Source organism: Micavibrio aeruginosavorus, assembly GCF_051245535.1.
GTDB lineage: Bacteria > Pseudomonadota > Alphaproteobacteria > Micavibrionales > Micavibrionaceae > Micavibrio > Micavibrio aeruginosavorus_D.
The window spans coordinates 1,878,539-1,893,901 of the sequence record NZ_CP195303.1 but is presented as its reverse complement, the minus strand read 5'-3'; the positions used below and the strand labels follow the sequence as shown (position 1 = coordinate 1,893,901).

The window sequence follows — 15,363 nt, the reverse complement described above, 5'->3', positions numbered from 1 at the left end:
CGCCGGAATTTCCTTGATTCAAGGGCCGGGATCCGTATAGTGCCCCCCGTTCCTTGGGAATCCCCAAGATGAACCTCGCCAGCACCATGGTGGTGTTGGCTGATGGGGTCCGGAATACTTATTGTTCCGGACTTCTGAAACCCGAGAGGAGAAACGAGTATGCCTTTCTATGAAACCGTGTTTATCGCACGGCAAGATCTGAGCGCGACGCAAGTCGAAGATCTGACCAAGCAATTTTCCGATCTGATCACCAACAACGGTGGCAAGATCGTGAAAACCGAAAGCTGGGGCCTGCGCACGCTGGCTTACCGCATCAAGAAAAACCGCAAAGGCCATTATGTTCTGATGGAACTGGACACCCCGGCTCCGGCACTGCTGGAGATGGAGCGTAACATGCGCCTGAACGAAGACGTTCTGCGCCACATCAGCGTTCGTATGGACGAACTGTCCAAGGGCCCGTCGGCCATTCTGGGCGGTGATCGTTCCAATGATAACGATTTTGACAAGGAAGCCGCATAATGTCTGAAGAGATGCAAAAATCCGCTGGTGGCCCGGCTGGCCGCCGCCCGTTCTTCCGTCGTCGCAAGACGTGCCCGTTCTCTGGTCCGAATGCTCCGGCAATCGACTGGAAAGACGTGCGTACTCTGGGCCGTTATGTGTCCGAGCGCGGCAAAATCATGCCGAGCCGTATCACGGCCGTATCACAGAAGAAACAACGTGAACTGGCCAACGCGATTAAACGCGCCCGTTTCATGGCTCTGATGCCGTACGTTCGTCAGGAAATGGACAGCGCCCCGCGTGGTCCGCGTCCGGAAGGCCGTGGCGAATATCGTGGTGGCGGTGAATTCCGCGGCAACGATCGCGGCGACCGTGGTGATCGTAATGAATCTCGTGGCGAACGCGCACCGCGTCCGTTCCAACAGTAATCGGATAGAAGGAGTATAGATCATGGCGAACATGGAAGTGATCCTTCTGGAACGCGTTGAAAACCTGGGTGCAATGGGTGCGCTGGTGAAGGTAAAGCCGGGTTATGCCCGCAATTACCTGATCCCGCAGAAAAAAGCCCTGCGCGCGACCCCGGATAACGTGGCCCATTTCGAAGCCCAAAAAGCTGAACTGGAAAAACGCAACGCGGAAAAACGCGCTGACGCCCAGAAAGTGGCAAAATCTTTGGAAGGCAAGACGATCGTTCTGATCCGTCTGGCATCCGAAGGTGGCCATTTGTACGGTTCCGTCACCACGCGTGACATTGCCGAAGCGATTGAAGAACAGCTGAAAGCAATCGTTGGCCGCAGCCAAGTTGTGATGAACGTTCCGTTCAAATCACTGGGTCTGGCCCCGGTCACTGTTTCCCTGCACCCGGAAGTGAAGGTTGACGTTATGGTCAACGTTGCACGTTCGGAAGAGGAAGCAGCGATCCAGGCGAAAACCGGTAAAGCGAAACTGGCTGCTGATGCCCGTGCTGCTGAACTTGCAGAAGGTGCCGCCGACAAGGCCGCCCTGCTGGATGATGAAGCCCTGGCTTTGGAGCAAGAGCGCTCCGCAGAAGCCAACGCGAAAGCTGACAAAAAGGCCGCTAAGAAAGCTGCAAAGTCCGCAAAACATGCAGATGATGTAGAAGAAACCGCCGCCGAAGAAGGCGAAACCGCCTGAGCCTCGACAACAGGTTCGGCTGTTTCTCCCCAAGGGATATAGCTGATTACGGAAGCCCGCAGGTTCTACCAGCCTGCGGGCTTTTTCTTTTTCCGGAACTTCAGAATCTCGGAATCTCAGAATATCGGAAAAGACCCTCTCCCCTGCCCCTCTCCCAAGGGGAGAGGGGTTCTGAGATTCCGAAATTCTGAGATTCAGAGATTCTGAAATTCCCATCTATCCCCGCAATTCACATGGGGGGTGTGATGCGCTTGTGGCGCGCGCACCGGGAATTGATTACAGTCCGTCCCCATGAGCACGACAGCAAACACGAACCTTGCCCGCAAGGATGACATTCCCCTGAACGATCCGATGGTATCCGCGGAGCGGAATTACCGGACCTTGCCCCACAATCTGGAGGCAGAGCAGGGCTTGCTCGGCGCGCTGCTGGTTGATAACCGCGTGCTGGAACGCATCGATTTCCTGAAGCCCGCCCATTTCTTTCACCCCGCGCACCAGCGCATTTTCGAAGCCATTCAGCGTTTGATCGAACGCGGCCAAACCGCATCGCCGGTGACGTTGAAAGGGTTTTTCGAAACGGATTCCGATTTGTCGTCCGTGGGTGGCACGCAATATCTGGCCGATCTGGCCAGCGCGGTGATTACGGTCATCAGCGCGACGGATTACGCGCTCAACCTGTATGATCTGCATTTGCGCCGCGAGCTGATCGCGCTGGGCGAAGATGTTGTGAATGATGCGTTTGAACAAACCATCGAACGCGACGCGACCAAGGCGATTGAGATGGCGGAAAACCGCCTGTTTATTCTCGCCGAATCCGGTGACGGGCGCAAAGGATTCGTAACGCTTAAGGACTCCGTCGCGCGCGCAATTGAAATTGCGGACAAGGCTTATAAAACCGACGGTCACGTCACGGGCGTGACGACGGGCCTGCGCGATCTGGATGAAAAACTGGGCGGTCTGCACCCCTCCGACTTGCTGATCCTCGCGGGTCGTCCGTCGATGGGTAAAACCACATTGGCCACCAACATCGCCTTCAATGCCGCAAACCGTTACGCGCAGACAGGCGGGAAAGAAGGGGCCGTGGTTGGGTTCTTCTCTCTGGAAATGTCATCCGACCAGTTGGCGACCCGTATTCTGGCGGATCAGGCGGAAATTTCCGGTGACTCCATCCGTAAGGGTAAGCTGACCGAAAATGATTTCCGCCGCTTTGTCGAGGCATCACACCGCCTGTCGCAAGTGCCGTTGTATATTGATGATACGCCGGCTTTGTCCATTGGCGCGGTGCGCACACGCGCGCGGCGTTTGAAACGCCAAAGCGGTCTGGGTTTGATCGTCATCGACTATTTGCAATTGCTGCAGGGGTCGGGGTCGCGCCAGTCGGTTGAAAACCGCGTGAACGAAGTGTCTGAAATTACCCGTGGTCTGAAAGCGATTGCCAAGGAACTGGATATTCCAGTCATTGCCCTGTCCCAGCTTTCACGTGCGGTGGAACAGCGTGATGATAAACGCCCGCAATTGTCCGACTTGCGTGAATCGGGCTCGATTGAGCAGGACTCGGACGTTGTTATGTTCGTGTACCGCGAAGAGTATTATCTGTCCCGATCCGAACCGGAACCGGGCACGGACAAGCACATTGAATGGCAGCAAAAAATGGAACAGCTCCACAATGTGGCCGAAACCATTATCGCGAAACAGCGTCACGGCCCGATTGGGACGGTGCGGTTGTTCTTCGATGGCAACCTGACGCGCTTTGCCAACCTGGATCATTTCCACGGCCCCACACGCGATTACGAATAAGAAAAACCCCCGCACTGGCGGGGGTTTTTTCTATCGTTCAATCAGAACCTTGAAATAATGATAGGTGCCCGATGCAGGGGTGCCGCCCCCTTCGAAGCAGCCCTCGGTCCGGCCAAACAATTCATCGCCAGCCGAGGAAATGGCCTCCCCTGTGGTGAAGGTGCCCGCAAATTCCGGGTTGTTGATCCACGCGTTGCCCTGATCCTGCGGCGGCAATGTTGCGCCGGTGGTGATTTCCTTCCGGCGGTTAATCTCCATGCACACGTCGCGCTGGATGTACGGCACAATGGCGATCAGTTCCAGATTGGCAATGTCGCCGTTGCAGGTGGCATCATTGCCCAGCCCGACACCGGGGACGCATGATCCGCCGGTAAACAACCATCCGCCCCAATGGGGTTGCGTGTTCTGGCTCCAATCCAGCCATTCGTCGTTGGGGGTGTTGTATGAAATGGCGCCGCCCTTGGGCAGGTAGACCTTGCAATCATCAATCGCGCAATCCGGGTTGGTGTAATTGGCGGATGACAGGAACGGCGTTTCAAAGCTCATCACGTCCGGGCCCATGCCCTTGCCCACGCGCATGCGCAAAATGGCGGCTTCGATATCGCCGCCATATTGGGCCAGTTGTGATGCGGCGATTTGGAGTTTTTCCTTGTTGGCGTCACTGCCGCCGCCCCGCGTTTGTACAACGGCAAAGGTCAGGGCCGCAAACAACGCCACGGCAATCAGGATCAAGAACAGGACGTTGCCATTTTCGGTGGCGCGGTCAGGTGTTGAGATTTTAAAATTACGCTGATTCATCATAATTTATGGTACCGCAAAACTGCTCTGACCCGAACGGGAAACTATGATAAATTATGGCCCATGATGATATCTGATCCGTTAACAGGCGGTCGCCTGACCATTGATTTAAACGCCATATCCGCCAATATCCGCCATTTTCAGGATGTTGTCGGCCCGCATTGTGCAGTCGCCGGTGTGGTCAAAGCGGATGCCTATGGGCTGGGGCTGGTCCCTGTGGCGCAAACCTTGCGCGCCTGTGGGGTGAAGACGTTTTTTGTCGCCACGCCGGATGAAGGGGTGGCGTTGCGCGGCCTGTTCCCGGGGGCGGAAAATATTGCGGTTCTGGGCGGGTTGTATCCCGGCGCGGCGCAGGATTACCGGGCGCATCGCCTGACCCCGGTGCTGAACGATCTGGGGCAGGTCAGCGCGTGGCGCAGCTTTGCCGCCGGGGCGCCTTGCATTTTGCATATCGATTCGGGAATGAACCGCTTGGGGTTGGATGCCACCGACCGTGCGGCGATTCTGGATGACCCGACCCGCTTGGCCGGGTTGAACCTGCATCTGGTGATGAGCCATTTTGCCTGCGCCGATGAGGTCGACCATCCGATGACGGCGCGGCAATTTACTCTGTTCGATGATGTGGCGCGCCGGACCTGTCCGGGTGTGCCGCGGTCCATCGCCAATTCATCGGGCGCGATGCGCCTGCAATCCTATCATCTGGATATGGTCCGGCCCGGCATGGCGGTCTATGGCCTGAACCCGACGCCGGAAGCGGCCAACCCGATGGCCCCGGTCATCCGGTTGCAAGTGCCGGTGTTGCAGGTCCGCACCGTTCCCGCCGGGGACAGTGTCGGATATTCGGCCACATGGCGTGCGGAGGCCCCGACGCGGGTGGCCACGGTCGCGCTTGGCTATGCCGATGGGTTCCTGCGCGCGCTCAGTGGGGCGGGGGTGCTTTATGCAAATGGCGTGGCGTGCCCAATTTTGGGGCGGGTGTCGATGGATCTGGTCACGGTGGATGCCGGGGCGGTCCCGGGCCTCAAACCCGGCGATCTGGTCGATGTGATCGGTCCGGGGCAAAGCGCCGATGATCTGGCGGGACGGGCGGGGACGATTGGCTATGAAATCCTGACCAGCCTTGGCGCGCGCTACCGCCGGACCTATATCCATCCGGGGATTCAGGCGGACGCTCATGCAGGCCTAGCAGCCGAAAAATAATGGATTTTTCGGGCATTTGCGGGTAAGAAGACTTCCGTATTCAATGCAGATGGACAATGTGATTATGACCAGCGAAGCCAAGATCGAGACGCCGGGTATTCCTGGAGGGGGTTCGGGCAAACCCCCGCTGCACAAGCAGATCCACGCCCACCCCATCACGGAAAAATTGCTGGATGCGTGTGAAACCATCGGCGGCACGATCATGCGGCTGATCCGGGGTGCGGGGCGCTTGTCGTTGTTTGCGGGCCAGTCCGTTGCGCATATTTTCCTGCCGCCTTATTTCCCGCGTCTGGTTCTGCGTCAATTGATCGACATTGGTTATTATTCTCTGCCCGTCGTCGGCATGACGGCGTTGTTCACGGGCATGGTGCTGGCGCTGCAATCCTACACGGGCTTCACCCGCTTTAATGCCGAAGGGGCGATTGCCGGTGTGGTCGTTTTATCGATGACCCGCGAACTGGCTCCGGTGCTGGCCGGTTTGATGGTGGCGGGCCGCGTCGGTGCGGCGATTGCCGCCGAAATTGGCACGATGCGCGTGACCGAACAAATTGATGCGCTGACCACCCTGTCCGTCAACCCGTTCAAATATCTGATCGCGCCGCGCGTTCTGGCCGGCACGCTGATGCTGCCCTGCCTCGTTTTACTGGGCGATATTGTCGGTGTGTTCGGCGGTTATATCGTCAGCATTTATAATCTGGGCTTTAACCCGGGTCGCTATCTGTCGCAAACATGGGATGTCGTCGAAAATATCGACGTGATTTCCGGTTTGATCAAGGCGGCTGTGTTCGGCCTGATCGTGGCGGTGATGGGGTGCTATCACGGGTACAATTCCGGACGCGGGGCGCAGGGCGTTGGCGCGGCGACCACGAATGCGGTTGTGTCCGCCTCCATCCTGATCCTGATTTTCAACTATCTCCTGACGCAGGTGTTTTTCTCATGACCGGAACGACGAAGCTGCATCTGTCGAATGTTTATAAATCCTTCGGGTCCAAACGCGTTTTGCAGGGCGTGGATCTGAACGTGCAGACGGGCCGGTCGATGGTGATTATCGGCGGGTCGGGGACGGGCAAATCCGTCATGCTGAAATGCGTGCTGGGCATTATCCGTCCGGATTCCGGATCCATTCTGATTGATGGTCGTGAATCCGTTGGGCTGGATTCTGCGGGGCGTGATGAAGTCATGCGCAAATTCGGCATGTTGTTTCAGGGCGCGGCCTTGTTCGACTCGCTCAAGGTCTGGGAAAACGTGGCCTTTGGTTTGATCCATGGCCGTGGCATGGACCGTCGCAAGGCGTATGACATTGCCGTTGAAAAACTGATCGCTGTGGGCCTTGATGAAGCCACGGGCCAATTGATGCCGGCGGAATTGTCGGGCGGGATGCAAAAACGTGTGGGTCTGGCCCGCGCCATTGCGACATCCCCGGAAATCATTTTCTTCGATGAACCGACCACGGGTCTGGACCCGATCATGGCCGATGTCATCAACAATCTGATCGTGAAATCGGTGAAGGAACTGGGTGCCACCGCTTTGTCGATCACGCATGATATGGCCAGTGTCCGTAAAATCGCCGATGATGTCGCGATGATCCACGAAGGCCGCATCATCTGGACCGGTCCGGTGGAACAACTGGACAATTCCGGCAACCCGTATGTGGACCAGTTCATCCACGGCCGGGCCGAGGGGCCGATTCAAAACGGCATCGGCAAGGCGGCCTAATTATCGTTTAATACCAATGCGTTGAAAATTGACAGACGACGTCTTTTGGCTTATTTTTTGGTTATGTTAAACAAAAAAGCTGTTCCCACATACGCGGATTTTCGCGCTGAACTGGATCGCCTGTATCCCGATGTGAAGGGGCGGATTGCGATTTGTAACCATAGCAATGGCCCTGATGATAGCTGGCAAGTCTCTCGCGATCTGGAAGAACAGCTTTCGTACGCAGTGCGCAAAGAACTCCCCTCCTTTTGGCCATTGGCCCTCAGTTCGAGTTTACAGACGCACAAAGAGGCTGCGAAAGCAGGGCAGACATTTTCGTTCTGCTGTATTGCGCATCAGTCGCCAGTGGCGCTTATTCTTGCTGATTGCAACCAGATCAAAAACACGCGCTACGTATTGTACGCCATGTCGGATCAGAGCGTACCGTCATGCTTGCTGGATTTTAACGCGGCGGTTGTCAATCCGGGGGTCATGGGCTGGATGTTTTTCTATCATGAACTGTCCCATGCCCTGATCCGGCTCGACCGCCATCCCTTGCACAAGCGTGATGGGCGTGATGTTTTTGTTGAAGAATCTATTTGTGATTCCTTTGCTGCCCTTCATATGTTGAAACGGTTTGGCCCGGAAATTCTTCCTTTTCTGGATGTGATCGCGGATGCCCGTCTGTCCAATATGTCTCGTTTTGGCCCGCGTTATTTCACGGGCCAATCCCTGCGCGCGATTGCACGGGATGCGCGGGCTGGATTGCTTGATGGCTTGGATGGGGCCAGTCCGGATGAAGTTTTTGCCGGTGCGTTGTCCTATGCGCGCAATAACGATCTGGACCGGGATGTTGTGAATGCATACCACCAATTCTGTGACGCGATTCGCCACAAACAGGCACCGTGGAATGCCGACATTATTGCCAATTTCTCCCTGAACCGTTTGCTGAGCCAATCGTCCCTGCGGGATGTGTTTAAAGAATCGCAGACGATTATGGCGGACCGTTATCTCAGCAAAACACCCGTGCGAACAGCCGTTCGCGCATTTTTGCAGAAATGCCTTGTCTGATTAAGCCGCCACCATCTTCATATCATCCGGCAAATCGCGGTCGTGAATGGGGGCGTAGGCATCGGTGTAGGTTTTCGGGAATCTGAAATCCCACCATTCGGCGGGCAGAGGCAGCATCGGTTTGTTGTGCCGGGCCGCCGCCATCATCATGCAGTCTTCCAGAAATTTGCGATTGTCCAGAACATGCGCGGGCAAATTGGTGTTGGCGCGGGCCGCCGGGTTGTCGGCGGGGTTGGTGGTCAAGTGGTCGAACAGCGTGCCCATATCGATCAGCACGCCATTGTCATCGCACGGCGTAATATCCACCGCCATCGCGCGCGGGTGGCCACCCATGCCGGGCGGGGACAGCAGGCGCGGTTCGACCAGCCATTGCGGGTTGGCCTTTACAATGGCGGTTTCCTGCATCATCGCTTGGGCTTCAACCGGGCGCAGGCCGTCCTTTAGAATAAAAATCCATTCGCGCTGGGCATAGGCGATTTTTGCGGCATCGGCGACAATGGCGGCAAAATCACGGTGCAGCCAGAACCGTGCCGTTTCGCGGTACAGCGCCCGGCCAAAAATATTTTCCGGATGGTTGATTTGCGCATAGACCAGATCAACCTGCAAAGGCAGGCCGTCACGGGCCGCCCAAGCGCTCATGTCGATAAGGTCCGACGGTGGTATAATCAAAACATCATTCATCAGAAGGATTTACCACAAAGGTAGAAAGACACCAAGACACACAGTCATTTTGCTTTATTATTCTTTGTGGTGACGCTTTATCATCTGTCATACCGGCGAAGGCCGGTATCTATACGGTCTATCCACTGGATACCGGCCTTCGCCGGTATGACGGGCAGAGGGGATTTTAAAATGCGTGTTTTGTTCTTACTTTTTATTTTTTTGATGATGGATCTGCCTTCTGCCCACGCCGCGGATGATCCGTTTGTTGTCGAAACGGTGGCGGAAAAGCTGGATCATCCGTGGGCGCTGGCGTTTTTGCCGGGCGGTGATTTTCTGGTCACTGAACGCGGTGGCACGTTGTGGCACCTTACAAAAGAGGGACAAACGCGCACCGCGATCAAGGGTGTTCCGCGTGTTGTGGCGCGGGGGCAGGCGGGGTTGTTCGATATTGCGCTTGATCCCGATTTTGCCAAAAATAACCGCGTTTATATCGCCTATGCCGGACAGGGGAATGGCGGTTATGGGACGGAGGTTGCGCGGGTGCGCCTGTCGCTGGGCGATCATATGCTGGTGGAAGCGAAAATCCTGTTCCGCGCCGCCCCAAAATCCGGATCGGACCAGCATTTTGGCGGGAAATTGCTGTTCCTGCCGGATGATACGTTGCTGCTATCCTTGGGGGAGCGCTATGACATGCGCGAGGCCCAGAACAAGGGCAACCATCTGGGCAAGCTGATCCGGATTGATCGCGATGGCGCTGTGCCGGATGATAACCCGTTCGTGAAACAGGATTACGCGAAGCCGGAAATCTATTCCTATGGTCACCGCAATGTGCAGGGGCTGGCGTTGCAACCGGGCACGGGTGTGATTTTCGAACATGAACACGGGCCGCGTGGTGGGGACGAGGTGAATATTATCAAGCCCGGCCGCAATTACGGCTGGCCCGAAATCACGTATGGCATTGATTACACCGGTTTTAAAATTACCGACCGCACGGCCGCGCCGGGTATGGAACAACCCTTGATGCACTGGACCCCGTCCATCGCGCCCAGTGGCATGGCGTTTTATGACGGTGATTTGTTTCCGCAATGGCAGGGGCATTTGCTGGTCGGGGCGCTGGTTGGGAAATCCTTGCGCGTGTTGGAGGTTGATGGCGAGCGAATCGGGCGGCAGGACACCTATCTGAAGGATTTGGGCGAGCGAATCCGTGATGTGCGGGTCGGGCCGGAGGGGGCCATTTACCTGCTGACCGATTCGTCGGATGGGCGGTTGCTGCGGTTGGTGCCGACCCCGTAATCTTTTGCGATAAACACGCCCTTTGTGGCCTTTATCCTGCCCGATTCCTGTGCGATAAAAGAGGCATGAAATGGCTCTATTATTCGATTCTGGCGTTGTTCTCCCTTGGCATGCTCGGTTTGATCGCCGGGGTGGCCGTTGTCGTTGTGGTGATCAGCACCTACAGCCGCGATCTGCCCGATTACAGCGCGTTGAAAGATTACAACCCGCCGGTCACCACGCGCATCTATGCCGGTGACGGACGGTTGATGGAAGAATACGCCGCCGAAAAGCGCATCTTTGTTCCCATCGAATCCATGCCCGATCTGGTCAAGAACGCATTCATCGCCGCCGAAGATCAAAATTTTTACACGCACCAGGGCGTGGACCCGATCGCCATTGCGCGCGCCGTTGTCACCAACTTCAAAAGCGGTGGCCGCCCGCAGGGGGCATCGACCATTACGCAACAGGTCGCGAAAAACTTCCTGCTGACCAACGAAGTCAGTTATGAGCGCAAAATCCGCGAAGCCATTCTGGCCTTCCGCATGGAAAAGGCGATGAGCAAGGATCGCTTGCTGGAACTCTACCTCAATGAAATTTTTCTGGGCCAGCGCTCTTATGGTGTGGCTGCGGCCGCGCTCAACTACTTCAACAAATCTTTGTCGGAATTGAGCATCGAAGAAGCGGCGTATCTGGCCGCCTTGCCAAAGGGGCCGAACAATTACAGCCCGACCCGTCATTATGACGCGGCGATTGAACGCCGCAACTGGGTGATCGATCGTCTGGTCGTCAATGGGTATATCGAAGATGAACAGGCCGACATCGCCAAGGCCAAACCGCTGACTGTCGTGGACCGTGGTGGCGGTGATATTGTGCGCGCCCCGTATTTCGCCGAAGAAGTGCGCCGTGAGCTGGAAGCCCGCTATGGCAAGGATGCCCTGTATGAAGGTGGCCTGGCCGTGCGGACATCGGTGAACCCGACGCTGCAGGCGATTGCCGAAAAATCGCTGCGTGACGGGTTGATGGCGTTTGATCGTCGTCGTGGCTGGCGCGGGCCTGCGTCGCATTTGGATTCAATCGATAACTGGGCCGATCGTCTGGCCATCGTGCCGCGGCCAGAAGGCATGCTGCGCCACTGGGATATGGCGATTGTGACGGAAAGTTCCACCGATGCGGTGAAAATCGGTCTGGCGTCCGGTGGCCGTGGGGCGCTGCGCGCGGATGATGTGAAATGGACATCGCCCAAGCCGCTGATCGTTGGGGATGTGGTGATGGTTGAAACCGTCACGGACAAAACCGAAGACGGCAAAGAAAAAAAGACCATTCATTTGCGTCAGGTGCCAAAGGTGAATGGCGCGTTGATTGCAATGAACCCGCACACGGGCCGTGTTCTGGCGATGCAGGGGGGCTGGCATTTTGACAACAGCTCCTTCAACCGCGCGACACAGGCGCAACGCCAGCCGGGTTCGGCGTTCAAACCATTTATCTATCTGGCCGCTTTGGATAGCGGGTTTACGCCGTCCACATTGGTTCTGGACGCGCCGCTGGTGATTGATCAGGGGCCGGGCCTGCCGAAATGGCGGCCGACCAACTATTCCAATGAATATTACGGCCCGACGCCGATCCGTGTCGGTGTTGAAAAATCCCGGAACCTGATGACGGTGCGTCTGGCCGATTATATCGGCATGGACAAGGTTGCGACCTATGCCGAAAAATTCGGTATCTTTGATAAAATGAAAACCAACCTCGCCAACTCGCTGGGGGCGCAGGAAACAACCGTTCTGGATATGACGGCGGCCTATGCCATGCTGGTCAATGGCGGCAAGAAAATTACCCCGACCTTTATCGACCGGATTCAAGACCGCCGCGGCAAAACGATTTACAGTGATGACACGCGCCAGTGCGACGGCTGTGGCCCGCTGATCGAATGGGCGGTGCAGGATGCGCCCGTCGTGCCCGATACACGCGAACAAATCAACGACCCGCGCACGGCGTACCAGATGGTGTCCATTCTGGAAGGCGTGGTTCAACGCGGGACAGCGGCGAAAATTCGGTCGCTGGGTGTGCCGCTGGCCGGAAAAACCGGAACGACCAATGATTCCAAAGATGCGTGGTTTGTCGGCTTCTCGCCCGATCTGGCCGTGGGTGTGTTCATGGGGTATGACGAGCCGAAATCACTGGGGGCGAAGGAAACCGGGGCCTCCGCCGCCGTTCCGGTGTTCAAGGATTTCATGGAAGGCGCGTTGAAAGACCAGCCCGCCACCCCGTTCCGTATCCCGCCCGGCATTCGTCAGGTGCAGATTAACGCCGAAAGCGGCGCGCGTGCGCGTCCGGGCGATAAGAAAACCATCTGGGAAGCGTTTCTGGCTGGAACCGAACCCACCGATAAAATCTACATTCTGGATGGCCAGGGCATTTCCGTGATGTCCAGCTTCCAGCGCGATCTGCCCTATGAAGGCACAGCATCGGATCAGCCATGGCGCAGCGACAGCGATTTACTCTCCCCCTACACGCAACCAATGCCCGATGGCAGCGTGCCGGGTGTGGTGGTGGATGAGGGGGCGTATCCTGTCGCCCCGTCCTATGGCCCGCAGCCGGATAATAATGGCGGGTCCCGCCCGCAATCGGTGACCACGGGCACGGGTGGCTTGTATTAAGGTGAATGGAATAAATAAATGACGGATTATTCGGACACATTTCTGGTCGGCAAATTGCTGCTGGCCATGCCCAATATGGGTGATTCCCGCTTTCAAAAGGCGGTGATCTTCATGTGCGCGCATGATGACAAGGGGTCCATGGGTCTGGTCATCAATAATCCGTTGCCGGGTGTTGCGTTTTCCGAACTGGTGACGCAATTGAATGTCGCCAGTGACGATGTGGACGAAGACATTCTCTACAGCCTGCAAGTGTTGAGTGGCGGTCCCGTGGAATCCGGGCGCGGTTTCGTTTTGCATTCCGCCGATTTCGCGCAGAAAGATACCGTGCGCGTCAAAAGCGATATTCATGTGACGGGCACATTGGATGCCCTGCGCGAAATCGTTCAGGGGCGCGGGCCGGAACAGATGTTGTTCGTTCTGGGCTACGCCGGGTGGTCACCGGGACAGCTGGAACAGGAAATTCAGGATAATGCCTGGCTGATCACGGACGCCGCCGCCGATCTGGTGTTCGGCGTTGATGCCGCGCGTAAATGGGAAAACGCCATCCAGCGCATGGGTGTTAATCCGGCGATGCTGTCGGGCGCAGCGGGTCGCGCATAGGGGTGATCCGGTTACGCCGGAACGCTCAGTGTTGAGCCCGGCAACGTCGTTTTCCACGTCTCGATGCTCAGGCCGAACATGATGTGGTCCTGCCATTCGCCGTTGATCTGCAGATAGCGCTTGGCATAGCCCTCTTCTTCGAACCCTAGCCGGGTCAGCAGGGATTTGCTGCGGCCATTATGCGGCACGCACCCGGCATAAAGACGATGCAGTTTTAAAGGGCCAAAAGCGTAGCCCAACGCCAACATTCCGGCCTCGGTCATGTATCCCTGACCCTGGGATTGTTCATCCAGCCAATAACCCATGGACGCGAATTGCGCCGGGCCGCGCACGATGTTGTTGATATTGATGGCCCCCACCAGATGCAGATTATCCAGCCGAAAAATCAGGAACGGGCACGTGTGGCCCGCGCGTATTTCACGCTGTTGCCGGCTTAAGCGTCTATTAAAGGCGGCCGGGGTCAGGGCATCGCCCGGCCATGTCGGTTCGAATGGTTGCAGATAGGACCGGTTGCGCTGACGCACGGCGATCCATTGGTCCAGATCGCGCCGTTCCGGGTAACGGATAACAACACGCTCACCGCTGAGCGATAGAGAGAGGGATCGTGTCGGCGTCGCGGCGGGGCGCAGCAGATTGGCAATGTTCATACGTCCCCCCCTTCCGTCAAACCTTAAGCGCGCAAACGGGCGCGCAGCGTTTCGTAGGATTCGAGCTGCTTCAGCGGGCCGAGGGCGGCCACCGTGGGAACCGTTGCGAAAATCCGCTGGGACAGGCGCAGAATATCGGCATCCGTCACGGCATCGATCTTGTGCAACAATTCCGCCACATCCAATTTCTTGTCGAAATAGATCAGGTGTTTGGCTTGTTGCCCGGCGCGGGTCATCATGGATTCGCGCGCCATCAACAGGCCGGATTTCATTTGCGTTTTGGCCCGTTTCAATTCGGCGTCGCTGACCACGTCATTGGCGATCTTTTTCAATTCATCGCAGACGACCGGGACCAATTCGCCCAGCCGTTCCGGGCCTGTGCCCGCGTACACGGCAAACTGGCCATCATCGGCGTAGGAGCTGTGGAAGCTGAACACGGAATACACCAGCCCGCGTTTTTCGCGCACTTCCTGGAACAATCGTGACGACATACCGCCGCCCAGAATGGTGGACAGGGCAACAGCCGCGTAATAATCCTCGTCATGGCGGGAAATGCCTTGGAAGCCCAGAACGATATGGCTTTGTTCCAGATCCTTTTCCGCGCGGCTTTGGCCGCCGGTGTAATTGGCGGCGGCGGTTGTAACCGTTTGATCCTGCGGCAGAGCGTTGAAACGCTCCGTCGCCATTTTCACCAGCGCATCGTGCGTGATATTGCCCGCAGCGGACAGCACCAGATTTTTCGGGGTGTAGCAGCGATTGACATAGCCCTGCAACGTATCGCGCTGCATATTCGCGATAATATCGTTGCGGCCCAGAATGGGCGCGCCGAGCGCCTGATCGGGGTAGGCGGTTTCCTGATACAAATCGAACACCAGATCGTCCGGCGTGTCGTTGCTCATCCCGATTTCCTGCAGGATGACATCACGCTCACGCTCAACCTCATCGTCCGGCATGGTGGTGTGTTGCAGGATGTCGGACAAAATATCCATCGCCAGCGGCGTGTGGTCTTTCAGCAGGTGAACATGGTACGCGGTGATGTCGCGGCTGGTGTACGCATTGACGTTGCCGCCGACATCCTCGATCGCTTCGGCGATCTGGGCGGCGGTGCGGGTTTTGGTGCCCTTGAACATCATGTGTTCAACCATGTGGGCGACGCCGTTATGGACCATATCTTCGTGGCGTGTGCCCACGGCGGCCCAAACGCCAATCGCCACGGAATCCATGGACGGAATTGAATCGGTAACAACCCGGAGACCCCCGGGCAGGGTTGTGATTTCAATGCTCATAGCGTTTAGAGATAGATCAATCCT

14 protein-coding genes and 1 pseudogene are annotated in these 15,363 nt (G+C 56.9%); 11 read left to right on the top strand and 4 right to left on the bottom strand.

Features of this window, described 5'->3' with window-relative positions; translation table 11 throughout:
- The first annotated feature begins 159 nt into the window (after positions 1 to 159).
- From rpsF to ACSC94_RS09190, 4 genes and pseudogenes are all read left to right on the top strand, one after another.
- Positions 160 to 519 (top strand): 30S ribosomal protein S6, encoded by a 360-nt coding sequence (gene rpsF, locus ACSC94_RS09205; RefSeq protein ID WP_435640543.1) that lies wholly within the window; start codon positions 160 to 162, stop codon positions 517 to 519.
- A gap of 11 nt (positions 520 to 530) precedes the next feature.
- Positions 531 to 773 (top strand): annotated as a pseudogene (gene rpsR, locus ACSC94_RS09200) (30S ribosomal protein S18); the annotation flags it as partial.
- A 175-nt stretch (positions 774 to 948) separates the two neighbouring features.
- Positions 949 to 1,653 (top strand): 50S ribosomal protein L9, encoded by a 705-nt coding sequence (gene rplI / locus ACSC94_RS09195; RefSeq protein ID WP_435640542.1) that lies wholly within the window; start codon positions 949 to 951, stop codon positions 1,651 to 1,653.
- A gap of 291 nt (positions 1,654 to 1,944) precedes the next feature.
- A complete protein-coding gene (locus ACSC94_RS09190) occupies positions 1,945 to 3,450 on the top strand; it encodes a replicative DNA helicase (protein ID WP_435640541.1) in 1,506 nt (501 codons plus the stop codon).
- 30 nt (positions 3,451 to 3,480) lie between these two features.
- Here the strand turns inward: ACSC94_RS09190 and ACSC94_RS09185 are convergent, their stop codons facing one another.
- Complete coding sequence (locus tag ACSC94_RS09185; RefSeq protein WP_435640540.1) at positions 3,481 to 4,251, bottom strand: hypothetical protein; 771 nt, start codon at positions 4,249 to 4,251, stop codon at positions 3,481 to 3,483.
- A gap of 60 nt (positions 4,252 to 4,311) precedes the next feature.
- Here ACSC94_RS09185 and alr point away from each other — a divergent pair, with 60 nt between their 5' ends.
- From alr to ACSC94_RS09165, 4 genes are all read left to right on the top strand, one after another.
- A complete protein-coding gene (gene alr / locus ACSC94_RS09180) occupies positions 4,312 to 5,448 on the top strand; it encodes an alanine racemase (protein WP_435640539.1) in 1,137 nt (378 codons plus the stop codon).
- A 166-nt stretch (positions 5,449 to 5,614) separates the two neighbouring features.
- Entirely contained in the window at positions 5,615 to 6,388 is a 774-nt protein-coding gene (locus ACSC94_RS09175) for an MlaE family ABC transporter permease (RefSeq protein WP_435642167.1), read from the top strand.
- A complete protein-coding gene (locus ACSC94_RS09170) occupies positions 6,385 to 7,164 on the top strand; it encodes an ABC transporter ATP-binding protein (RefSeq protein WP_435640538.1) in 780 nt (259 codons plus the stop codon). Before ACSC94_RS09175 ends, ACSC94_RS09170 begins: the two co-directional genes overlap by 4 nt.
- A gap of 63 nt (positions 7,165 to 7,227) precedes the next feature.
- Positions 7,228 to 8,214 (top strand): hypothetical protein, encoded by a 987-nt coding sequence (locus ACSC94_RS09165; RefSeq protein WP_435640537.1) that lies wholly within the window; start codon positions 7,228 to 7,230, stop codon positions 8,212 to 8,214.
- Here the strand turns inward: ACSC94_RS09165 and ACSC94_RS09160 are convergent, their stop codons facing one another.
- On the bottom strand, positions 8,215 to 8,853 hold the full coding sequence (locus ACSC94_RS09160) for a M15 family metallopeptidase (protein ID WP_435640536.1): 639 nt from the start codon (positions 8,851 to 8,853) through the stop codon (positions 8,215 to 8,217). It lies immediately after the preceding gene.
- Between the two features lie 213 nt (positions 8,854 to 9,066).
- Here ACSC94_RS09160 and ACSC94_RS09155 point away from each other — a divergent pair, with 213 nt between their 5' ends.
- The 3 genes from ACSC94_RS09155 to ACSC94_RS09145 all read left to right on the top strand — a co-directional run bounded on the left by ACSC94_RS09155 (position 9,067) and on the right by ACSC94_RS09145 (position 13,406).
- Positions 9,067 to 10,170 (top strand): PQQ-dependent sugar dehydrogenase, encoded by a 1,104-nt coding sequence (locus tag ACSC94_RS09155; protein WP_435640535.1) that lies wholly within the window; start codon positions 9,067 to 9,069, stop codon positions 10,168 to 10,170.
- 65 nt (positions 10,171 to 10,235) lie between these two features.
- Positions 10,236 to 12,806, top strand: a complete 2,571-nt coding sequence (locus ACSC94_RS09150) for a penicillin-binding protein 1A (RefSeq protein WP_435640534.1) — start codon at positions 10,236 to 10,238, stop codon at positions 12,804 to 12,806.
- Positions 12,807 to 12,824: 18 nt separating this feature from the next.
- Positions 12,825 to 13,406 carry a YqgE/AlgH family protein gene (locus ACSC94_RS09145; RefSeq protein ID WP_435640533.1) on the top strand — a complete coding sequence of 194 codons (582 nt, stop codon included), beginning with the start codon at positions 12,825 to 12,827 and terminating at the stop codon, positions 13,404 to 13,406.
- Positions 13,407 to 13,417: 11 nt separating this feature from the next.
- On the opposite strand, the gene ACSC94_RS09140 is transcribed toward ACSC94_RS09145, so the two are convergent.
- On the bottom strand, positions 13,418 to 14,053 hold the full coding sequence (locus ACSC94_RS09140; protein WP_435640532.1) for a GNAT family N-acetyltransferase: 636 nt from the start codon (positions 14,051 to 14,053) through the stop codon (positions 13,418 to 13,420).
- A 23-nt stretch (positions 14,054 to 14,076) separates the two neighbouring features.
- On the bottom strand, positions 14,077 to 15,339 hold the full coding sequence (locus tag ACSC94_RS09135) for a M16 family metallopeptidase (RefSeq protein WP_435640531.1): 1,263 nt from the start codon (positions 15,337 to 15,339) through the stop codon (positions 14,077 to 14,079).
- Positions 15,340 to 15,363 lie beyond the last annotated feature (24 nt).